The sequence below is a fragment of the Rhabdothermus arcticus genome (assembly GCF_055382915.1).
Genome location: NZ_AP043808.1, coordinates 1,055,371 through 1,075,326, shown reverse-complemented (window position 1 = coordinate 1,075,326; position 19,956 = coordinate 1,055,371). Strand labels below are relative to the sequence as shown.

At 69.4% G+C, this 19,956-nt stretch carries 23 protein-coding genes, 1 tRNA gene and 1 riboswitch; of the genes, 9 read left to right on the top strand and 15 right to left on the bottom strand.

What is annotated here, in order from left to right; all coding sequences use genetic code 11:
• Positions 1-18 precede the first annotated feature (18 nt).
• Positions 19-123: riboswitch (TPP riboswitch) on the bottom strand.
• Positions 124-151: 28 nt separating this feature from the next.
• The 5 genes from ACZ48Y_RS05570 to ACZ48Y_RS05550 are packed head-to-tail and all read right to left on the bottom strand — an operon-like array spanning position 152 to position 4,627.
• Positions 152-1,279, bottom strand: a complete 1,128-nt coding sequence (locus ACZ48Y_RS05570) for an acyl-CoA dehydrogenase family protein (RefSeq protein WP_464742834.1) — start codon at positions 1,277-1,279, stop codon at positions 152-154.
• Between the two features lie 45 nt (positions 1,280-1,324).
• On the bottom strand, positions 1,325-1,666 hold the full coding sequence (locus ACZ48Y_RS05565; RefSeq protein WP_464739507.1) for a hypothetical protein: 342 nt from the start codon (positions 1,664-1,666) through the stop codon (positions 1,325-1,327).
• A gap of 45 nt (positions 1,667-1,711) precedes the next feature.
• Complete coding sequence (pfdA, locus tag ACZ48Y_RS05560) at positions 1,712-2,131, bottom strand: prefoldin subunit alpha (protein WP_464739506.1); 420 nt, start codon at positions 2,129-2,131, stop codon at positions 1,712-1,714.
• Positions 2,132-2,166: 35 nt separating this feature from the next.
• Entirely contained in the window at positions 2,167-3,276 is a 1,110-nt protein-coding gene (locus ACZ48Y_RS05555) for a VWA domain-containing protein (protein ID WP_464739505.1), read from the bottom strand.
• Positions 3,266-4,627, bottom strand: coding sequence for a magnesium chelatase (locus ACZ48Y_RS05550; protein WP_464739504.1), 1,362 nt, complete (start codon positions 4,625-4,627; stop codon positions 3,266-3,268). The genes ACZ48Y_RS05555 and ACZ48Y_RS05550 overlap by 11 nt, the downstream gene beginning before the upstream one ends.
• Before the next feature lie 262 nt (positions 4,628-4,889).
• On the opposite strand from ACZ48Y_RS05550, the gene ACZ48Y_RS05545 reads away from it, so the two are divergent.
• A complete protein-coding gene (locus ACZ48Y_RS05545; RefSeq protein WP_464739503.1) occupies positions 4,890-5,426 on the top strand; it encodes a hypothetical protein in 537 nt (178 codons plus the stop codon).
• 41 nt (positions 5,427-5,467) lie between these two features.
• Here ACZ48Y_RS05545 and ACZ48Y_RS05540 read toward each other — a convergent pair whose 3' ends face one another.
• The 3 genes from ACZ48Y_RS05540 to ACZ48Y_RS05530 are packed head-to-tail and all read right to left on the bottom strand — an operon-like array spanning position 5,468 to position 8,742.
• Positions 5,468-5,632 carry a hypothetical protein gene (locus ACZ48Y_RS05540; RefSeq protein ID WP_464739502.1) on the bottom strand — a complete coding sequence of 55 codons (165 nt, stop codon included), beginning with the start codon at positions 5,630-5,632 and terminating at the stop codon, positions 5,468-5,470.
• Between the two features lie 42 nt (positions 5,633-5,674).
• On the bottom strand, positions 5,675-8,254 hold the full coding sequence (locus ACZ48Y_RS05535; protein WP_464739501.1) for a BTAD domain-containing putative transcriptional regulator: 2,580 nt from the start codon (positions 8,252-8,254) through the stop codon (positions 5,675-5,677).
• Between the two features lie 56 nt (positions 8,255-8,310).
• On the bottom strand, positions 8,311-8,742 hold the full coding sequence (locus ACZ48Y_RS05530) for a ferritin-like domain-containing protein (protein ID WP_464739500.1): 432 nt from the start codon (positions 8,740-8,742) through the stop codon (positions 8,311-8,313).
• Positions 8,743-8,872: 130 nt separating this feature from the next.
• Here ACZ48Y_RS05530 and ACZ48Y_RS05525 point away from each other — a divergent pair, with 130 nt between their 5' ends.
• Positions 8,873-9,949 carry a hypothetical protein gene (locus ACZ48Y_RS05525; RefSeq protein ID WP_464739499.1) on the top strand — a complete coding sequence of 359 codons (1,077 nt, stop codon included), beginning with the start codon at positions 8,873-8,875 and terminating at the stop codon, positions 9,947-9,949.
• Between the two features lie 6 nt (positions 9,950-9,955).
• Complete coding sequence (locus ACZ48Y_RS05520) at positions 9,956-10,702, top strand: phosphoribosyltransferase (RefSeq protein WP_464739498.1); 747 nt, start codon at positions 9,956-9,958, stop codon at positions 10,700-10,702.
• Here ACZ48Y_RS05520 and lspA read toward each other — a convergent pair.
• Positions 10,613-11,053 (bottom strand): signal peptidase II, encoded by a 441-nt coding sequence (lspA, locus tag ACZ48Y_RS05515; RefSeq protein ID WP_464739497.1) that lies wholly within the window; start codon positions 11,051-11,053, stop codon positions 10,613-10,615. The two genes, ACZ48Y_RS05520 and lspA, sit on opposite strands and share 90 nt — an antisense overlap.
• Positions 11,054-11,135: 82 nt before the next feature.
• On the opposite strand from lspA, the gene ACZ48Y_RS05510 reads away from it, so the two are divergent.
• The gene (locus tag ACZ48Y_RS05510; RefSeq protein ID WP_464739496.1) at positions 11,136-11,435 is read left to right on the top strand and encodes a large ribosomal subunit protein bL28; all 300 of its coding nucleotides are present in this window, start codon (positions 11,136-11,138) and stop codon (positions 11,433-11,435) included.
• A 48-nt stretch (positions 11,436-11,483) separates the two neighbouring features.
• Here ACZ48Y_RS05510 and ACZ48Y_RS05505 read toward each other — a convergent pair whose 3' ends face one another.
• Genes ACZ48Y_RS05505 through ACZ48Y_RS05495 form a run of 3 tightly spaced genes read right to left on the bottom strand, consistent with a single transcriptional unit; the run spans position 11,484 to position 13,053 of the window.
• A complete protein-coding gene (locus tag ACZ48Y_RS05505; protein WP_464739495.1) occupies positions 11,484-12,485 on the bottom strand; it encodes a TIGR00269 family protein in 1,002 nt (333 codons plus the stop codon).
• Positions 12,482-12,685 carry a MoaD/ThiS family protein gene (locus ACZ48Y_RS05500; protein WP_464739494.1) on the bottom strand — a complete coding sequence of 68 codons (204 nt, stop codon included), beginning with the start codon at positions 12,683-12,685 and terminating at the stop codon, positions 12,482-12,484. Before ACZ48Y_RS05500 ends, ACZ48Y_RS05505 begins: the two co-directional genes overlap by 4 nt.
• A gap of 47 nt (positions 12,686-12,732) precedes the next feature.
• Entirely contained in the window at positions 12,733-13,053 is a 321-nt protein-coding gene (locus tag ACZ48Y_RS05495; protein ID WP_464739493.1) for a hypothetical protein, read from the bottom strand.
• 425 nt (positions 13,054-13,478) lie between these two features.
• On the opposite strand from ACZ48Y_RS05495, the gene ACZ48Y_RS05490 reads away from it, so the two are divergent.
• Positions 13,479-13,554: transfer RNA gene (locus tag ACZ48Y_RS05490), tRNA-Ala, on the top strand.
• Between the two features lie 45 nt (positions 13,555-13,599).
• On the opposite strand, the gene ACZ48Y_RS05485 is transcribed toward ACZ48Y_RS05490, so the two are convergent.
• Together ACZ48Y_RS05485 and ACZ48Y_RS05480 are read right to left on the bottom strand one after the other, a co-directional pair.
• Positions 13,600-14,097: a TlpA family protein disulfide reductase gene (locus ACZ48Y_RS05485; RefSeq protein WP_464739492.1), complete on the bottom strand. Its 498-nt coding sequence runs from the start codon at positions 14,095-14,097 to the stop codon at positions 13,600-13,602.
• Positions 14,098-14,101: 4 nt separating this feature from the next.
• Complete coding sequence (locus tag ACZ48Y_RS05480; protein WP_464739491.1) at positions 14,102-14,530, bottom strand: GNAT family N-acetyltransferase; 429 nt, start codon at positions 14,528-14,530, stop codon at positions 14,102-14,104.
• Between the two features lie 49 nt (positions 14,531-14,579).
• Between ACZ48Y_RS05480 and rapZ the strand changes: the two genes are divergently transcribed.
• The 4 genes from rapZ to ACZ48Y_RS05460 are packed head-to-tail and all read left to right on the top strand — an operon-like array spanning position 14,580 to position 18,802.
• Positions 14,580-15,410 carry an RNase adapter RapZ gene (gene rapZ, locus ACZ48Y_RS05475; RefSeq protein WP_464739490.1) on the top strand — a complete coding sequence of 277 codons (831 nt, stop codon included), beginning with the start codon at positions 14,580-14,582 and terminating at the stop codon, positions 15,408-15,410.
• 22 nt (positions 15,411-15,432) lie between these two features.
• Positions 15,433-16,641 carry a gluconeogenesis factor YvcK family protein gene (locus tag ACZ48Y_RS05470; RefSeq protein ID WP_464742832.1) on the top strand — a complete coding sequence of 403 codons (1,209 nt, stop codon included), beginning with the start codon at positions 15,433-15,435 and terminating at the stop codon, positions 16,639-16,641.
• On the top strand, positions 16,638-17,348 hold the full coding sequence (locus ACZ48Y_RS05465) for a glucodextranase DOMON-like domain-containing protein (RefSeq protein ID WP_464739489.1): 711 nt from the start codon (positions 16,638-16,640) through the stop codon (positions 17,346-17,348). The genes ACZ48Y_RS05470 and ACZ48Y_RS05465 overlap by 4 nt, the downstream gene beginning before the upstream one ends.
• Positions 17,345-18,802 (top strand): phosphodiester glycosidase family protein, encoded by a 1,458-nt coding sequence (locus ACZ48Y_RS05460; RefSeq protein ID WP_464739488.1) that lies wholly within the window; start codon positions 17,345-17,347, stop codon positions 18,800-18,802. Before ACZ48Y_RS05465 ends, ACZ48Y_RS05460 begins: the two co-directional genes overlap by 4 nt.
• Here the strand turns inward: ACZ48Y_RS05460 and tgt are convergent.
• Positions 18,799-19,950 (bottom strand): tRNA guanosine(34) transglycosylase Tgt, encoded by a 1,152-nt coding sequence (tgt, locus tag ACZ48Y_RS05455; RefSeq protein ID WP_464739487.1) that lies wholly within the window; start codon positions 19,948-19,950, stop codon positions 18,799-18,801. The genes ACZ48Y_RS05460 and tgt overlap by 4 nt on opposite strands.
• Positions 19,951-19,956 lie beyond the last annotated feature (6 nt).

The following is a 19,956-nucleotide window of genomic DNA, read 5'->3' as shown; positions in this document are numbered from 1 at the left end:
TCCTTTCGTCAACCGGAGGGGGAAGGCTCGTCACCTTCCCTACGCCGGCATGACCCGGATCAGGTTCCAAGGGTAGGTGCGGCGCACCTTCTCAGCCCCAAAGGGGCACCCCCGGTGACGCCCCCATTATGCCACGGCCGGCCGCTTCGGGTTAGCGGTAGAGCTCCCGGGCGATGACCAGCTTTTGGATCTCGCTCGTGCCCTCGTAGATCTCGGTGACCTTGGCGTCGCGGTAGTAGCGCTCGACCCGGTAGTCCTTGTGGTAGCCGTTGGCGCCCAGGATCTGGATCGCCTCGCGGGTGGCGTCGACGGCCAGGGTCGAGGCGAAGAGCTTGGCCATCGAGGCCTCCTGGGTGAAGCGCTCGCCTTGGTCCTTCTTACGCGCCGCCCCCCAGACGAGCAACCGGGCGGCGGCGAGCCGGGTGGCGAGCTCGGCGAGCTTGAACGAGACCCCCTCGAAGGCGCGCAGCTTCTTGCCGAACTGCTCGCGGGTGTCTGCGTAGTCGCGGGCAATGTCGAACGCCGCCTGCGCGATGCCCAGGGACTGGGCGGCAATCCCCACGCGCCCGGAATCAAGCCCGGCGAGGGCGTGGGAGAGGCCCTTGTGCACCTGGCCGAGGACCTGATCGTCGGGCACGAAGACCTGGTCGAGGCGCACTTCGGCGGTGTGGGCGGCGTGCAGGCCCATCTTGGCCTCTGGGGGCCCGAAGGAGAGGCCGGGGGTGTCCTTTTCGACGAGGAAGGCGGTGATCTCGGTGCGCCCCGTTCCGGTGCGGGCCATCACCACGTAGAGCTGGGCCTGGCCCGCGGAGGTGATCCAGGCCTTGGTGCCGGAGAGCACCCAGCCCCCCTCGACGCGCTCGGCCCGGGTCTTCAGGCTGGCCGGGTCCGAGCCCGCCTGGGGCTCGGTGAGGGCGAAGGCCCCGATCCACTCGCCGCGCGCCAAGGGCACCAAGAAACGCTCCTTTTGGGCGTCGGTGCCGAACTTCGTCAGCATGTACTGGGGCAGCCCGGCGGTCACCGAGACGATGACCGCCACCGAGGGGTCGGCGTAGGCGATGGCCTCGAGGGCCAGGGCGAAGGAGACGGTGTCCATGCCCGCGCCGCCCCACTCGGCGGGGGTGGTCATGCCGAGCAGGCCCAGCTCGGCGAGCTGTTTGAGCTGGGGCCAGGGGAAGTCGCCGCGTTCGTCGTATTCCGGCGCTAGTGGCCAGAGCACCTCCTTGGCGAAGGCCCGAACCGTTTGCTGGACGAGGCGTTGGTCCTCGGTGAGGGGCAGCATCAAGGGCAGCCTAACATGTTTGCGGCTGCCGGCGATAAAGCGTCAGGAAAGCGCTGCGAGCTCCTCCTGGATGGCCCGTTCCAGGGCCTCGAGCGCCTGCCGGTTCTCCGGCGCGAAGCCGATCAGCGTTCCGATCTCGGCGGCGAGCTGGCGGAACCTGGCCTCGTCCATCTCGCCAAGCGCCCGGTAGGCCGCCTGGATCTTTTCCAGGACGTCGCGCAGGAGCCGTTCGACCTCCTTGAGCTTTTGCTCGATCAAGGCCAGCGCCTCGTCGCGCGTGACCTCCACCGCGAGCCGGCCGGTCTTGGCGAAGACCCGCCGGTCCTCGGGCAGGGACTCGAGCAGCGCCTTTTCCTTTAAGAGCGCGCGAATGCCAAGTTCCATCCCGTCCTCCAAAAAGCCCGGGGGGCCAGCGGCCCCCCGGCGTCTTTAGGCCTTCTTCGCGTCCTCTTGAACCTTGGCCAGGAGCTCTTCGGCGCGGACGTAGAGGGCGGCGATCGCCTCCTCGAGCACCCGGCGCTGCTCCCGCAGGGCGTTGACCTGCTTTTTCAGGTACTCGATCGCCTCGTCGTAGGGCAGCTCCACCGAGAGGTTGCCGCCGATGTCGATCACCACCTCTTCGACGTCCTCGACCTTGGCCTCCACCTGGACGATCGAGCCCACCGGGATCAAGAGCGCCTTGCCCTTCCCCAGCTCGCGGATCGTGGCCAGCGTCCCTTGGGTGGTGGTGAGCTCGGTGATCGACTGGTTGATCACCGCGACCTCGGCCCGGAGGGCCTCGATCTGGGTGATCAGGCTACGGAGCTGGTCCTGCACCTGCTGGAGGTCCTGCTTGGTCTCGTTCGCCATACAATCACCCCCTCAACACATATTATTGTATCACACTAAGAAAATCTTTTCAAGAAGACGTCGAGAGTGTGGCGCTCGAGGGCCTCGGGGTCCACGAACATCGCCCGCCCCCTTCCCGCGGCGACCAGCTGGCGCACGAAGGCCTTGAGCTCCGGCTGGTCGGCGAGCATGAAGACGAAGAGCCGGGCGCCCAGCCGCCGGAGTGCGCCCGCCTCGCGCAGGGTCGCGGCGACGATCTCGGGGTCCAACCCCCAGGCGTTCTTGTAGAGCGTGCCGTCGGGGAGGGTGATCGCCGAGGGCTTGCCGTCGGTGATTAGGAGCACCCGTCTGTCTTCCTGGGGGGCGCGTTTGAGAAAGCGCGCGGCCAGGCGCAGGCCCGCGGCGGTGTTGGTGTGCCAGGGGCCGACCCGCACCAGGGGGAGGAGGTCGAGGGGAACGGCTTCCGCGGTGTCGTGAAAGCAGAAGACCCCCAGCCGGTCCCCCGGAAAGCGGGTGCGGATCAGCTCTGCCAGGGCCAGCGCGGTGCGCTTGGCGGGGGTGAAGCGGTCCTTGTCGTAGAGGATCATCGAGTGCGAGCAGTCGAGCAGCAAGGCGGTGGCGCTGGCCCGGCCGGCCTCGCCGAGGTGCACGTGCAGGTGGGCCTCGGCGAGTTCGGAGAGCGGGCGGGGCAGGAGCGCTTTTAGGGTGGCCCCGGCCTCGAGGGCCAGCGGCTCCCCCGGCTGCCAGCGGCGCACCGTGTCGGCCCCCTCCGGGCCCGGGGCCAGGGCCTCGGTGGTGTGGCGCCCGGGGAGCCGCCCCCGGAGGGGCTTGAGAAAGCGGTCCAGGTAGCGGGCCCCGAGGTGGCGCAGGGCCCGGGGGCCGAGCCGGAGCTCGCCTTTGGCCTGGCCCTTTTTCCCGGCGAGGTGGAAGTAGCCTCCGTCGAGGAGGGCCTGCCAGACGGTCTCGGTCAGGGTCGGGTCGAAGCCGTGCTCGGCGAGGGCCTTCTCGATCAAGTCGCGGACCTCGTCCGCGCGCTTGGGTCCGGGCTCGGGGTGGTAGCGGCGGTGGCGGTCCTTGAACCCGGCGTCGAGGAGGTCGGCCTCGATCCAGTCGAGGACCTCGTGCAGCGCGGGGAGGAAGGGGCGCTTTTGGTAGCTAAGGCGCACGCCTCAGGCCGTCCTCCTTACGGGTCAAGAACCCTTCCCCGACCAGGGCCTCGAGCAGGCCCTCGGCGAGCACCCAGGCGGCCGCCTCGTCGTCGCTGCGTCGGCGCGCTTCCTCCAAGAGGTCGGGGACCGAGGCCAGCGCGGCCTCGACCGCGCTTTGTGGCCCCTCGGGGATGCTGACCCGGCCGCCGGCCTCGAAGAAGCTTCGCACCCCGCCGAGGCCCTCGGTGCCCAGCTCGGCGAGGAAGGCCTTGGCGATCAAGTCCTGGGCCACGGCCTCGGCGCCTGCTTCTTCACCTTCGAAGGAGAGCTCGATCTTGCCGGTGATCGCGAACCTGGCCCGGTGGAGGTCGATGGGGCGGAGGAGGGGCGGGTCCTTGTAGACCAGATGGCGCCTCAGGGCGTTGCCCGCGGCACCCTCGAGCAAGGCGATGGAGAGCCTTTGGCTCACCCCCGAGCTGGGGTCGATGCGGGGGTCCTCGCGGGCGACGAAGGCCACCCGCTCGCTGGCCCGGAGCATGAAGGGAAGGGCGCGGACCTCGGGGGGGAACCGGGCCTCTTGCAGGGTGATCCTGAGCGCGGCCTCGAGGTCTCGTGGGTCGTGGGTGCGGATCTCGGCCTCGATCCGGTCCTTGAGCGGGGTCACGATCCGGCCCCGGGCGGTGTAGTCCTCGGGGTTGGCGGTGAAGACCAGCCAGACGTCGAGGGGGAGGCGGAGGGGAAAGCCGCGGATCTGCACCTCGCCTTCCTGCAGGATGCCAAAGAGGGCCACCTGCACCTTGGGGGCCAGGTCGGGCAGCTCCTGCACCGCGAAGATGCCCCGGTTCGCCCGCGGCAGGAGTCCGTACTGGATGGCCTCGAGGTCCAACAGCTCGCGTCCGCGCCGGGCGGCCTTGATCGGGTCCAGGTCACCGATCAGGTCGGCGACGCTGACGTCGGGCGTGGCGAGCTTTTCCACGTAGCGCGCTTCGCGCGGCACCCAGACGATCGGGGCGTCGTCGCCGGCCTCGAGGACGAGCCGCTTGCCCTCTGGGGAGACAGGGTTCAAGGGATTGTCCCTTAAAGGGGTCGGAAGGGCCGGGATCTCCGGGTCCAGAAGCTGGGTCAAGAGCCGGGTCAGCCGGGTCTTGGCCTGGCCGCGGGTGCCCAAAAAGATCAGGTCGTGCCCGGCCAAAATGGCGGCGGTCAGCGCCGGGATGACCGTTTCCTCGTAGCCGTGAATTCCGGGGAAGAGCGTCTCGCCCTTGGAGAGGGCCGCGATTAGGTTGGCCCGGGCTTCTTCCTTGACCGTGCGCTTAAGGCGCTCCAGAGGATAGCTGGCCTTGAGCGCTCCGAGGGTGCGCGCCTTCACGCACCCACTCTAACCGGCGACCCGCCACGCTTTCGCCACGCCTTCGCCGCTAGCCTCCGGGCGGAAGGAGGAAAGGGTGAAACGAACATGGCTGGGCCTCTTGGTGTTGTTGGGTTTGCTCGCCGCCTGCGCGAGCAGCGGCGCACCCCCGCCCGCGTCCTGCCAGCCTGCGGCGTTCGATTCAGGCTGTCACTTCGATCGAGGCGCGACGTTCGGGTTCATTGCCAGCGCGGATCTGCGGGCTGGCTAGGAGGGAGAAACCATGAAGGGATTTGTGGAACGGACCAAGTATTTCGTTTTGGGGGCGGCGTTGGCCACGATGGGACTTTGGGGGCTGGCGGTGACCCTGCCGCACACCTTTAGTTCCGGGCAAGAGATCAAGTCGAGCGAGATGAACGCCAACTTCCAGGCGCTCAAGGAAGCGGTGGACGCGCTCGAGGCCAAGCTCCAGGCGGTGGGCGCAGGCCAGCTGGCCCTGCCCACGAAGGCGGGGAAGCTGGGCTATGCCTGGATTCAGGCCAGCGGAACTTTGGGTAGCCCCTATACCTTTAACTCCTCCGGTGGGACGATTACCGCCACGCGTATCGCCACCGGCGTGTACCAGGTGACCTTTGAGGGTCTTGGCGGAGAGTTAGGCGGTCATGTACAGGTTAGCGCATATGTCGGATTCGGCGACTTGCGCAGCTGCCACGTAGTGTCATGGGATGACGGCAGCGCGGATGTAACGATCAATGTGCGGTGCTACGACGCTTCGGGCACGCTTGCCGACGGTTACTTCACCGTGCTCTACCTGCGTTAGGCGGCGAGTTTGCGCGTGGGAGGGGCCACCCTCCCGCGCGTTTAGGCTTCCGGGCGTTCCGGCCATTCCTGGAAGAGGTGGGCCAGGAGCGCCCGCAGGTCCTTGAAGTAGCGGGCGGGCCCGTTTAGCGGCCGGAGCTCGATCCGCAGCCGTCCCTCCTTGGTGCGCTGCACCTTGAGGGTGTAGGTTCGGCTTTGCGGCTTCACGACCCCAGGCTAGCCCGATGGTCGTGGCCAAACCGTGGCGAGCTAGAGGTGGGCCCGAAAGAAGTCCCGGTAGGGGCCGCCGAGGGCCAAGCCTTCGGCGGCCAGGGCCCGCGCCCGCGCGTCTTCGCTGCGGCTTTTGAAAAAGCGCACCGCCGCGGCCAGGACGAAGCTTTGGATGATGTGGTGCTCGGTTTTCCGGGCCAGGGCCAGGGCTTCCTCGAATTGTCTCCGGGCCTCGTCGTCGCGGCCTTCCTCGGCGGCGATCTCGGCCATGACCCTGAGGGCGTTGGCCTCCCCCACCCGGTCCCCCTCGCTTCGGAAAGCCCCAAGCGCTATCTGGTTGTTGGTTTTGGCCGTGTCGAGCTCGCCCAGCCGCAGCAGGGAGATCGCCAGCGTGTTCCTGACCCAGCCGCGCATCGGCCAGTCGTCGGCGGGGTAGGCGGCAAGGGTGTCGCGGCAGGCGGCGACCGCCGCCTCGTGGCGGCCGAGTCCCTGGAGCGCCACCGCCCGGATGTAGCAGGCGTGGGCCTTGGCCTCGGGGTCGAGATCCCCCGACGCCAGCAGGGTCTCGGCCCGCTCGAGGGCCTCGGTGAGGTTCCAGCGGCGAAACGCCAGGTCTGCGCGTCCGAGCGCGGCGCGGGTCATAAGCCAGCCGAGGCCGTGCTCCCGGGCGATCTTTTCGGCCCGGGCGATCAACGCTTTGGCCCCCGCCCAGTCCCCCAGGGCCAGGTGGAGCCGGTAGCGGGGGACGAAGCTCTCCATCTCCAGTTCAAGGCGCACCGCCTCGGGCGCGACCTCAAGTGCCCTTTGGTAGAGCGCGAAAGCGGCTTCATAAGCGAAGGCCAGCTCCGCTTTGACGGCGGCGCGCATCCACCACCTGGCGGCCTTTTCCGCCTCGCCGGAGGCCAGGTGGTGTTCGGCCACCCGGGCCTCCGGTGCCCGGCCCTCGAGGGCCCTGGCCAGGACGCGGTGCCAATGGGCGGAGACCTCCGGGGGGATCCCCTCGAGGATCGCCTCCACCACCAGGTCGTGGGCCGGGCGCCCCCGCCGAAAGAGGCCGAGCCGCTCCAGCCGGTCGCCTGCCTCGGCCACCGCCAGGGGGCGCGCGTCCAAGAGCTCGACCGCGAGCGCCAGCCGGTGGTCCTCCCCGGCCACCGCGGCCAGCTCGGCGAGCCGCCGGGCCAGGGGGTCGGCGCTCTTAAGCCGGCCCTGAATGAAGGCGAACGCCCTTTCGGGAAGGCGATCCGGCAACCCGCCCTGGGTTTTGAGCTGCAGCAGGAAGAAGGGGTTCCCTCCAGTGTAGTCGGTCAGGCGGTGGGCGGTGTCGCGGTCGACCTCCAGGAGCTGGGCCACGGCCCCGGGGTCGAGGGGGCCGAGGGCCACCTCGACCGCCGCCGAGCGCTCGATTTGCTCGCGCATCCAGGCCGCGAGCGGGGGGCTTAGGGTCCCGGTGCGGTAGGCGAGGATCAGCGGCTGCTCGGGGAGCTGGCCCCAGAGGCCCAGCAGGGTGTGGCGGGTGGCGCCGTCGACGAACTGCAGGTCGTCCACCCCGATCACCCAGTCGTTTGTCAGGAAGGGGGCGATGAGTTCGGCCAAGGCTTGCAGGAAGCGAACCGGGCTGCGCGTGTTCGGGGGTTCGCCGAGCTCGGGGAGCAGGCGTGCGAGCTCTTTGATCGCCCACGTGGGGGGCGAGGCGCCGAGCGCCAGCAGCTCCCGGAGGCCCCGGACCAGGGTGGCGTAGGGCACCGTCTGGTCGCCCGGCCGTCCCCGGAGCATGAGCGGGCGCTTGCCGGTGGTGGCCACGAACTCCCGGACGAGCCGGGTCTTTCCGATGCCGGGCTCGCCGCTGACGAAGATCAGGCGCCCGGCGGCGTAGGCAGCTTGGATCGCGGCGAGCTCGCGGCGCCGTCCCACGAACCTCTGACGCCGCGGCGGCGTTTGCGGTGTTCCGGTGGTGATCCACTCGGCGAGCGCCCGGGTTTCGGGTTCGGGGGGAAGGCTGAGCTCGCGATCGAGGAAGTTCGCGTAGTCGCGGTAGACCTTTAAGGCCTCCTGACGCCGGCCTTGTTCCCAAAGCCGTTGCATCAGCGCCCGGCAGGCCGCCTCGTTGAGCGGGTCTTCTTGAAGCAGCGCCTTGTAGAGGGCGCTGGCGCGGGCAGGATCAGCGGTGGTTTCGGCCAGGTGGCTGAGGGCCAAGACCTTTTGCTCGCGAACCCGCTCGCGGCACGCGAGCAGCCACGCCTCGCTTTCCGGTGTCAAGCCGCGTTCGACGCCCTCGAGAAAGGTCCCGCGGTGGTGGTCGAGGGCCGCGGCGAACGCGCCTTTCTCGATCGCCGCTTCAAAGGCCAGGGCGTCCACCCAGACCGCGCTCAGCGAAAGCAGGTCCCCGTCCCGGAGCACCAAGCCCGGTGCGGCCCGGCTCAGACGGTAGAGCTCGGCCCGGAGGTTGGCGCGGGCGCTCGGGCTCTCCCAGAGCAGCGCCGCGAGCCGGCTGCGCGGGGTGGGCCCTTCAAGGGCGAGGTAGGCGATCAGCAGCCAGGTCTTCTGCGAGCGCGGCGATACCGGCCGCCCGCCCCAAACCAAACTGGGCCGGCCCAGGAGGTGGACCCGGTCCCGCTCCATGTGCGTCCCTTCAGTCTAACGCAAGGCGAAGCGGGGGTTGGGCCCACCTCGATGGGCTAACCTTCGGGAAACCCTTCGAGCAGCTTTTGCAGCTCCTCCTTGTGGGCGGTCTCGTCCTCGATGAGTTCGCTGAGCTTGGAGGCCAGCCCCAGATCTCCGACGGCCTCCGCCTGGCGCAGCCGCTCGGCGTAGCGCGCCAGGGTTGCCTCCTCTGCGGCCAGCGCGGCCTCGAGCATCGCCCTGGCGGTGTGCGCGTCGGGAACCTCGGCGGGTTGGGTGGTGGGGACGCCACCGAGGGCTGTGATCTTGTCCGCGAGGAACCGGGCGTGGGCGAGCTCTTCTTGGGCTTCCTCCAAGAACAGCTCCTTCAACATCAGGCGGTACGGACCGGTGATCCGGGCGGCGAACGTGGTGTAGGCGATGACCGCTTGATACTCGTGGGCCAGGTCTTCGTTGAGGCCTTGAATCAGGGTGTTCAGCATCTCCATCTCCTCCGTAAATAATCATAACGGATATGGGAATGATACGTCAAGCGGGAGTTCCCGTAGGGTTGATGTAAGAGATTTGATATCATGAGTGTGAACGTTTTTGTAAAAACTCCTTTTGCGGAGGTGCACGATGGGAAGGATCTACGGACGCGTCGACGGGCCTGAGGACATCCGCCGGATCAACTGCATCATTCGCGACGAGATGCTCGAGGTCCAGGACGAGGCCCAGCTGACCGACTTAAAAAAGCGCTCCGACTACCTTTGCACCCTGACCTACTCACCGTTTTGGAAAAAGCGCTTCGGCCCCTTGGTGACCGCGCTTCGCGAGGCGGCGTGCGAGGAGAACCGGGTCAGCGTACGGCTTGCCAACCTCGTGGCCCGCTACCACGGATGGGACAAGAGCTACGACCCCTGGGGCGAGGAGGACGCGAGCATCGAGGCGAGGCTCAAGGAACTTCCCCAAGAGGTGATCCAGGAGACCGCCGAGACCGCGGTCAGCCTCAAACTCAACCCTGAGATCCTCGACGAGCTGCGCCGCGCTTTCTGTGACATCCGCAAAGCGATGGTCCTGGCCCGGGACGAGGACGAGCTGCGGCGGCTCAAGCGCGCCAGCGACCTCCTCGTGGCCTCCACCAAACTGAGCGACTTTCGTGAACGGTTCGACGAACTCCTCGAGGCCATCGACGCCCTGGTCGAGCGGGAGCAGGCGCGGGTGGTCAGGCTCGCCAACCTGATCGCCGCGGTGCAGGGCTGGCCGGTGGCCTTCGAGGTCTGGACCGTGGACGAGGTCCCGGTCGAGGAAACGCTCGAAGCCTACGTGGCGCGGCTGATGGAGGAGGAGGAGAAGGCCGATCGCTACATTCCCTCGGAGGCCAGGTACAAGGCCGGACAGACGCTCTGGATCGTCTACACGCACACCGGCCGCGGTGGCCGGCGCTACGCCAAGCGGGTGTACGTCCCCGGCTACGCCAAGGACTTTAGGCTCGAGGGCCCCGGGGAGTTCACCACCCGGTTCGGTAAGCGGGTCTGGGGGGTCAAGCTGGTCTACAAGTCGCGCCTGGCGCCGACCGTGATCCGGGTGCGGGGGCGCACCGTGCACCTGCCGGAGCGCTGGGTGACCCGCGAGAAGGTCATTCCCTTGCCCAAGGAGGCCACGGACATCACCCTCGCCTTCGAACGTCCTCCCGAGGCCTACGACGTGGCCTAGGCGGTCATGGGCCGGCTCTGGACCTTGGACGCCCTGACCGGGCGGCGCGCGGTCTTCGAGGACCGCTGGGACGCCGGAAGGGTCCTCGCCGAGCTGCTCGCCCCCCACTACGCCGGCGCCCGGGACGCGGTCGTCCTGGCCATCTCAGCGGGGGGCGTCCCCGTGGGGATGGCCGTCGCCCGGGCGCTGGGGCTTCCCTTCGACCTGATCTTCGTGCGCAAGGTGCACTTCCCCGACAACCCGGAGGCGGGGTTCGGGGCGATTTCCGAGCACGGTGCGCTCGAGCTCAATCCCGATGACCTTCCCCTCCTCGACGCAACTGAGGTCAGCGCCCAGATCGTTCGGGAAAAGGCCGCTTTGGCCGAGCGCATCCGCCGCTTGCGCGCCCTTTGGCCGGCCCGTGACCTCAAGGGGCGGGTGGCGATCCTGGTGGACGACGGCCTGGCCTCCGGCTACACCATGCGCGTGGCGATCGAGGAGGCCTGGCGGCGCGGTGCTGAGCGGGTCGTGGTGGCGGTGCCCACGGCCTCCACCGCCGCGGTACAACGGGTGTTGCCCCTGGCCGACGCGGTCTACGTGGCCAACCTGCGCCACGGGCCGGCCTTCGCGGTCGCCGATGCCTACCGCAACTGGCGGGACCTCAGCCTGGACGAGGTCGCCGCGCTACTGTTTGCGTTTAAAGATGCCCATCAGCAAAAGGAGGAAGACCCCGACGACGATGCTGGCGTCGGCGAGGTTGAAGACCGGCCATAGCCCCGGGCCGATGTCCAGGTAGTCGATGACGTAGCCCCGGCCGATGCGGTCGATGCTGTTGCCCAGCGCGCCGGCGGCGATCAGGCTGAGCCCGAGCGTGGGCCAGGGAGGGAGCGGCCGGCGGCAGCGCAGCGCGAGGTAGACGAGGAGGACCAGCCCCACCCCCAGGCTGATCCAGCCGAGGAGGGCCTGCTGCCCCTGAAAGAGGCCGAAGGCGGCGCCGGTGTTCTTGACGTAGGTCAGGTAGAGCCCGGGCAGGAAGGGGTCCGGGACCGGGTCCAGGCTGCGCTCGGCCCAGAGCTTTAAAATCTGATCCGCTACGATCAGCATCGGGATCCAGAACACCGGCACGCCCAGAGTCTAGCACGCTGTCGAAGGTTCCTGTATACTGGCGACTTGAGCCGCGTCCCGAGGACGCGAGAGGGAGGACCCTATGTCGAGGATTTGCGAAGTCAGCGGAAAGCGCCCCGTGGTGGCCAACCGAATCGTGCGCCGCGGTAAGGCCAAGCGCGAGGGCGGCGTGGGGAAGAAGACCACCGGGATCAGCAAGCGGCGCCAGTACCCCAACCTGCGCAAGCTGCGCCTCGAGCTCGGGGGCAAGACGATCGTGATCAAGGTGGCGATGAGCCACGTGGACAAGGTCTACGAGGCAATGGGCCGGCTGCAGGGCGTGAACCTCGACGGCCTCAGCGAGGACCAGATCAAGCGCCGCCTTTTGAGCCTGATTCGCTAGCTGGGAAGAATGCCGGCGCCGGGGACATGCCCCCGGCGCTTTGGCATTCTAGGAGGCGGGCTCCGCCTTGGGGGGTTCGGGGATGAAGTGCAGCTTGGGGGCAGGGGTAAAGCGGACCTCCCCGGAGACGAGCTGCTTCTTCTTCGCCCAGCGGTAGGCCTGGTCCCAGGTCTTGCAAAACGCGCAGACCGCCCCGGTCGTGGGGTAGCCGCATCGCTCGCAGGTCTGGAGTTCGGGGGCGTCGTCCTTGAGCCCGGCCTGGAGGACGGGCTGGATCTTTTTCAAATAGCCCTCCAGGAAGGCCTGCTTGGTGCCCGGGCTCATCGTCTCGATCCGGTTCAGGGCCTCCTTGTAGACCAGGCTCTTGGCGCCGACCGCGAAGGGGCATTCCTCGTGCTGGTAGGGGAGCCTTCGCAGCAGGGTGTAGGCCAGGATCTCGCGCTCGGTCAGGAGGTAGAGCGGCTTGACGCGCTTGGCCAGCTTCTCCCCGGCGGGGAGCACCGGCCCCTGGCGGACCAGCGCGTCGGTCTGCCAGTGCAGGGCGTTACCGAGGAGGACGCTGGCCTCGTCGTCGAGGTTGTGCCCGGTAGCGACCGCGTCGAAGCCCTCCTCGACGGCCACGCGGTTCATCACGTAGCGCTTGGAGAGGCCGCAGACCGAGCAGCTCTTGCGACGGGTGAGGTCCGCGAGCTCGGGGATGGTGAGCCGGTAGGCCTCCTTGAGGTCGACGACGACGAGCGGCAGCCCGCGCTCGCTGGCGTAGTTGCGGGTGGCCTCGAGCGCGCGCTCGGAGTAGCCGCCGATGCCGAGCTGGATGTGCAGCCCGGTGGTGGCGTAGCCCAGGCGGTGCAGCACCTCCCAGAGCGCGATCGAGTCCTTGCCGCCGGAGACCGCGACCAGGACCCGGTCGTCGGGGCTGAGCATCCGGTGGCGCTTGATCGCCCGGGCGACCTGGTGCTCGAACCACGCCAAGTAGTGCTCGGGACAGAACGCCTGCCCCTGGCGGCGTACCTCGACCGCGGCCTTCTTTCCGCAGACCTTGCAGGTCACGCCCGGCCTCCCGAGACCGCGCTGATGACCTCGACGGTGTCCTCGTCGCGCACCTCGTCGTCGGGGGTAAGGAGCTCCTCGCCGCGGACCACGATGACCCCTTCGGGAACGATGTCCAGGGCCTCGAGCAGCTCCCGGACCCGAAGCGGTCCGGTCAGCGTCCGTTCCTCGCGCTCCGGCGTTCGCAGGATGACCTTCATCCCGCCCACCCTAGCACAGGGACCCTTAAGGCGCCCTGCACCAGGACTCAAAAACGGTAGCTCAGGCTAAAGGAGAGAGGGCTGAACGCGCTCCAGTCCGGTTCGCTGCTGAGCCAGGGGGAGACCACGAAGAGGGAGGCCTCGATGCCAAAAGTCAGCCGCTCGGGAGCGATGGGAACCGGGAGGTTGACGCCGAGTGCGAATCCCGGGAGCACGCCCAAGGCCGCTGGACGGTACGGTTCGTCCTGGACCTTTTCCACCACCCAATAGGCGCGCGCCCGGGGACCCGCGTAGGCCGAGCCGTATTCGACCGGCACCGGCCAAAGCCAGCTCGCGTCGAGCGCTACCCCGAAGGCGTCGTGATTCACAGCTTCATAACTGCCGCTGCGGCTTTCCCAAGTCAGGTAGCGATAGTACGCGGCCTCAGCGCGTACCGCGTAGGGAGCTTGGAGCCAAGCTCCGCGAAGTTTAGCTCCGCTGGCCGAGCCTCCGATACCAACCAGTTCCGCCTGCCAGGGGGACTGCTTCAGGCCGAGCGCCAGTCCGTCGGGTCCGGCCAGGACAAAGAGGCCATCGGCACTGGGTTCCGCCGCACGCGGGGTGGCTTCATAAGGCCCTGCCTGATAGCTGCCGTCCGTCAAAGGCGGGGGGCCCAGGGTCCCTGGGGCGCACGCTGTGAGAAGAAGGCTCAAGAGGAACACTGTTCGGGACAGCTTCATAGCTTCATGATGCAACACCCGAAAGGGGCTTTTGACAAAATCCCGCCCCCCGATTAGACTGATCGTTGCGGTGTGGGGCCGTGGCGCAGCTGGGAGCGCGCCTCAATGGCATTGAGGAGGTCGTGGGTTCAAGTCCCACCGGCTCCACCAAGAACCCCCGGGGGAACCCCGGGGGTGGCTTTTTTTGAGTGCGCGCTAGGCCTCGTCGCAGGGCGCCCGTTCCGCGAGCTCGTACTCGCCCTTGTTGTCCATCTCGGTGACCAGATCCTTGGGCTTTTTCCCGGTGAGCTCGGCGGCCTTGCGGCCAAGGGCGTTGAGCGCTTCGCGGTGGAACCCGGTGAAGGCCACCTCGACCGCGCCGTTCACGAGCAGGTAGGTTACCGGGACGAAGCGATGGCCGAAGGCCTTGAGGGCGGCGCAGCCATCCTCGACGACCGGCCAATCCTCGAGGTAGTCCTGGATGTAGATCGCGGTCTCCTCCGGGGTCGCGGTGGAGAGGAACCAGACCGGGACGTCCGGGGACAGGCTCTTCATGCGCCGCAGGTAGCCAACGACGTGGCGGCTGCCGAGCACCACGGGATGGAAGAAGGTGAGGACCAACGGGCCGGGGTGCTCGGCGGGGTTCAGCGTTTCGCCGTTGCGGGCCTTGAGCTCGATCGCCGGGACCTTGGTGTGCTTTTGCAAAACGTCCATGGTCTCACCTCAGCCGCGCCCGGTAGGCGCCGAACGCGGTCATGCCCGCGTTGATCAGATCGTCGGGGGCGAAGGGGTCGTCCTCGAGAGCGACCTCGAGGTCCCCGGCCCCGACGCTGCGGGCCAGCGCCGCGGCCTGCTCGAGGAGCAAGAGGGCCTCCTTGCTGCTCGCTCCGGGGGCCAAAAGGACGCGATCCACCCGGGCCACGGGCAGGTCGTCGAAGACCCCCTGGCGCACCCAGATCGAGAGGGCGCCGAGGATGCGGCCCGCGTCCTCGAGCACCAGGAGTGCGTTGCCCTCGCCGGAGAGGAAGTAGAGCAGGTTGCGCGCAAGCTGGGCGGCCTCCTCTTCGGTGAGCCCGCGGCCCAGCACCGACTCGAGCAGGGCGCGTAGCGCCGGGGCGTCCTTGGGGAGGGCTTCGCGGACCTGCACGGGGCGGATTATACCCCCGGCGAACGCCCTGGCGGATAGACTCGTAAGGATGCGGCTGGTCTTTTTGAGCGGGCTTTCCGGCGCGGGCAAGACCACCGCCCGGTTCGCCCTGGAGGATGCCGGTTATCACGTCGTCGAGAACCTCCCGCCGCCGCTATGGGAGGGCTTGGTCGGCGCCCTGGACGAGGGTAAGGTGACCAGGGCCGCGGTCTTTTTCGACGTGCGCGTCGCCCCTTGGTTGCCGGTGGCCCAGGCGCGTCTTTCCGCGCTCAGGGAACGGGGGCACGGCCCCTTGGTCTTCTTGGAGGCGCGGCCCGAGGTGCTTTTGGCCCGCTACAACCTCACCCGGCGCAGCCACCCCCTGGGGACCGGCCGGCTCCTCGATGAACTGAAAAAGGAGCGTGTTCTCCTCGCGTCCTTCCGCGAGGCTGCGGATTTCGTGATCGACACCTCGGGGCTCACACCGAAAACGCTCGGCGCGCGCCTGCTCTCGCTGCTCGGGGAGGCCCCAGACTTTGTGCTGCGGCTGATGTCGTTCGGCTTCAAGTGGGGGTTGCCCCAGGACGCGGACCTGATCCTGGACGCGCGGGGGTTCCCCAACCCCTACTACGCGCCGGCGCTCAAGGCCCGCTCGGGCCTCGATCCGGAGGTCGCGGCCCATGTCTTCGACCCCGCTCACGCCGACCGCTACGCGGCGATGCGCGCGCTGGTGGGCCTTTCCGCCGAGGCCGCTGCGGCCGAGGGGCGCAAGGGCTACACCGTCGCCGTCGGCTGCACTGGGGGCTACCACCGCAGCGTGGCGATCGTCGAGCGCCTGGCAGAGGAGTTGGCGACGCGGTTCAAGACGGAGACGATGCACCGTGACCTGGAAAAGTCCTAGCCTCTACTGGCTGCGCCCGGGCATGCGGGTCAAGCGCTACCTGGCGCTGGCCGCCCTCGGGCTCGTGCTCTTCGTTCTGGGCCTGGGGGCGGCCTTCGGCGGGGCCCCGTTCTTCACGCTGGCGCGCTGGCTCGACGCCCAGGGGATGGCGCCCCGGATCGTCGGCGGACTGCTCGCCTTCTTGGGCGCGGCGATCACGGTATGGGGCGTGCGGGCGATGAACCGCAGCGTGCTGGCCACCCTCACCGATCCCGATCGGGTTCCCGAGCTGGTCTACCGGCGTCGCGTCCTGGCCGCCGGGCCAAGGGTGACGGTGCTCGGGGGCGGGACTGGGCTGGGGCGACTCTTGACCGGGCTCAAGCGCATGACCGGCCGGGCCACTGCGGTCGTCGCGGCCACCGACGACGGGGGTTCGACCGGACGGTTGCGCAGGGACTTTCCGGTCCCCGCGGTGGGGGACCTCGTGGACTGCCTTGCGGCTCTTTCGGAGGCCGAGCGCATGCCCGAGCTGATGCGGCACCGCTTCCAGCGCGGCGAGGGGCTCAAGGGGCACACCTTCGGCAACCTCTTCCTGGTCACCTTGAACGAGATCACCGGAGGCTTCGACGAAGCGATGCGCGAGGCGAACCGGATCCTGGCCCTCGAGGGCCAGGTCTGGCCCAGCACCCACGCCCCGGCGTTGCTCGTCGCCGAGAAGGCCGATGGGGCGGTGGTGCGCGGGGAGAGCCGGATGCGGGAAGTTCCGGGACCGGTGGCCCGGGTCTGGCTCGAGCCCGCCGAGGTGCCGGTGATGCCCGAGGCGGAGCGGGCGATCCTCGACGCGGAGCTTTTGGTCCTCGGCCCGGGCAGCCTCTTTAGCAGCGTGATCGCCGCCACCCTGCCGCCCAGGGTGCGGGACGCCCTGGCCCGCACCCCGGCTACGCTGGTCGCGGTGGTGAACCTGATGACCGAGCCCGGCGAGACCGACGGGTTCGACGCGTTCCAGCACGTCGAGGCGCTGTACCGCCACCTCGGTCGCTGGCCGGAGGTGGTGGTGGTGCACACCGCGCCGATTCCCGAGGCGGTGCGCGCTCGCTACGCCGCCGAGGGGCGGCACCCCGTGGCCTACGACCCGCGGCCCTTTTTGGCCCGGGGCATCCGGGTGATCGAGGGGGATTTTCGGGCAGCCGGGCCCCTGGCTCAGCACGACCCTGAGCGCTTGGCCGCGGCGTTGTTAGGATGGCTGGGATGAGGTGGCTCTTCCTGGTCTGGCTGGGGCTGCTCGGCGCGCAGGCGGCGACCTACACCGATCCCGCTCAGGACGTGCCCCCGCCGGGGTACGCCTGGCCTCGGGCCGCGGTCTACCAGCAGGCGGGCTGGGCGGACCTCACCGGCTTCTCGATCGCGCGCCGCGCTTCGGGCCTGGAGCTCGGGTTTCGTCTCGACCGCACCCCGAACCCGGGGAAGGCCCCGCTCGGCTTTTCCCTGGCGCTGCTCGCGGCCTACCTGGACACCGAGGACGGGGGCACGACCGTGCTGCCCGGTGCCGGGCTCAAGGTGGACGCGCCCCACGCGGTGGACCGGGCGGTCCTGGTCAGCGGCTGGGGGGCGACCTGGATCGACCTGGAGCGCGGGACCAAGCAGACCCTCCCGGCACGGCGCGAGGGGGACTGGGTGTGGGTCCTTGTACCCCTTTCCCGCGTTCGCGCGGTCTTTCCCGTGGTGGGGGTCTACGACCCCTTCGCCCCGCTGGGGTTTCGCGAGGTCGCTCCGGACGGGGGCATCTGGCGGCTCAAGGGGCCGCCGGATGCCCCCCGGGCGGTGGACGTGTTGGGCCCGTTTTCTCCGGTGCTTTCCCCGGCAGGTGGCGGGGTGGACCTTAAGGCCCGCCTGCCCGCGGTGTTCGCGGTGCTCTCCGGGGTCCTCGTCGCCTGGGGGGTCGTGGGCTTGCGGCGATGACCCGGCTGCTCACGGTCTGCTCCCTGCTCTTCGCCTTGGCCTGGGCGGCGATCCCGCCCCAGGCCCTGGGGCTTCGCCTGGACCGGGTCGAGGGGGCCTGGGTCTACACCGGTCCCCAGGGACGCGCCGAGTACGTCCCCGGGGTCGGCTGGGCCCCGCCCCTGGCCGCCAACCTGCCCCCGCCCGAGCCGGGGGGTGCGCTGCCCTACGCGGTGCTCGAAGCGCTCGGATGGGTGCGGGTGCCGCCGGCCCGGCTGCGGCTGGCGGAGTATCCGGAAAAGGTGCGGGTGGTGCTCGACCTTCCGGGGCCCGCGTCCCTGCCCGAGCGGGCGCTCGGTGAGGCGCCGTTTCGGGTGCGCGTGCCCTACATCGTGGACAACCCCGTTTCGCGCAGCGATCTGCGCTTTAACTACGACCCCGAGGGAACGACGCTCACCTACTTCCCCCCGACGGGGCGGCTGGGGTTCTTGCACGCCTTTTCTCTGGACGCCCCGCCGCGCTACGTCCTCGACCTCTACCGCCGCGCGCCCCCCGAAGTGACCCCGCTTCGCCCCGGGTTTCGGCTGCGCACCCGCTACGTCTTCGTTCCCTACCCCCTGCGCCTCACCGTGCTCGAGGCCGACCCCGGCGCCTACCGCTTGAAGACCGTGGGGCGGCCGGGGGTGCGCGCGTCCCTGGTCGAGATGGCCCCGCTTGCGCTCGGCCTGCTCAACGGCGGCTACTTCGACCCCAAGACCGCGACCCCGATCGGACTCTGGGTGAAGGACGGGGTCACCCTGAGCCTGCCCTACGGCCGTCGCGCCCTGATGTGGGAGACGCCCCCGCCCTTCGCCGCCCGGCCCCGCTTCAAGGCCCAGGTCGTGGTCGCGGGCCGTCGCTATCCGGTGGGGTTGAACGCCACCCCGGCGCGCGTCACCGCGCACACCGTCGCCGAACGGGTGGGGCGGCCGGGGGAGACGGTGCTCTTGATCAAGGAGGGCCGGCTCTGGCGGCGCCTGCCCGCGCCGGCGACGCGACCGGCGGGGAGCTGGGCGCTTTCCTTTCCCAAGGGGATGGCGCCCTTTGCCCACCTTCCCCTGGGCACCGCGGTGCGGCTTTCGGTGATGCTCACCCCGCCGGTCTCCGAGGGGCTCGAGGCCGGTCCCCTGCTCGTGGCGCGCGGCCGGCTGGCCTACGATCCCCAAAGCGACGCCTTCGACCCCGGGGCGATCCAGCTCAGGAAGGTGACCTACCAGGCCGCGGTGGCCTGGACCCGGGAAGGGGGGCTTTGGTTCTTGGTCAGCGAGAAGACCACCGCCAGGCGCCTGGCCCAGGGGCTTGCCGCCCTGGGTGAGGTCTGGGGGGCGCTGCGCATGGACTCCGGGGGCTCGGCCCAGCTCTGGGTCGAGGGACGGCTCGTCTACCCCGCGCGGGCCCGCCGGGTGGTGAACGGCCTCGCGCTCTATCCCCGCTAGGCGTGGCCACCCCGGACGAGGGCCTCTTGAAACCAGTCCGGTGGTCCCTCGGGCCAGCGGCGCGCCGCGAAGGCCTCTGCGAAGGCCCGGTAGGTTCCGCTGAGGATCGCGTTCCTCGCCTGCTCGGTGAGGCGGTGCAGGTAGCGCAGGTTGTGCAGGGAGAGCAGGATCGGCCCGAGCATCTCCCCGGCGCGCACCAGGTGGGTCAGGTAGCCGCGGCTGTAGGTGCGGCAGGTCAGGCAGTCGCAGCCCTCCTCGATGGGCCCGGTCTCCTCGCGGTGGCGGGCGGCGTTGAGGTTGAGCCGCCCCTCGGGGACCAGGGCGTAGCCGAAGCGGCCGGTGCGGGTGGGGTAGACGCAGTCGAAGAGGTCCACCCCGAGCCCGATCGCCGCCACCAGGTCCTCGGGATGGCCGACGCCCATCAGGTAGCGGGGGCGGTCTTCGGGCAGCAGGTCGGTGGAGAGGTCGACGATAGGGATCATCGCGTCCTTGGGCTCGCCCACCGCGAGGCCGCCGATCGCGTAGCCGGGAAGGTCGAAGCGGCGCGTCTCCAGCGTGGAGCGCCGCCGGAGGTCGGGGTCCACCCCGCCCTGGGTGATGCCGAAGAGGGCCTGGTCGGGGCGCGTCTTGGCCTTGAGGGAGCGTTCCAGCCAGCGCAGGGTGCGCTCCAGCGAGGCCTCGAGGTATGCCCGGGACGCGGGGTAGGGCGGGCACTCGTCGAAGGCCATGATGAAGTCCGCGCCCAGCTTCTCCTGCACCCCGATGCTGAGCTCGGGGGTGAGCAGGACCTCCCGCCCGTCGAGGTGGCTTTTGAACCGCACCCCTTCCTCGCCGATCACCCGGCGGTGGCCCAGGCTCATCACCTGGTACCCGCCGGAGTCGGTGAGCCAGGGCCCCTTCCAGGCGGCGAACCCGTGCAGCCCGCCGAAGCGCGCGACGAGGTCCGCGCCGGGGCGGAGCATCAGGTGGTAGGTGTTGGCCAGCAAGACCTGGCTTTGGATCTCGGAAAGCTCGCGGACGTCGAGGCCCTTGACCGTGCCCTGGGTGCCCACCGGCATGAAGAGCGGGGTCTTGATGCGGCCGTGGGGGGTCTCGATCGTGCCCGCGCGGGCCTTTTGGTCGGTGGCCTCGAGGGTAAAGGCGAACACGGAGGC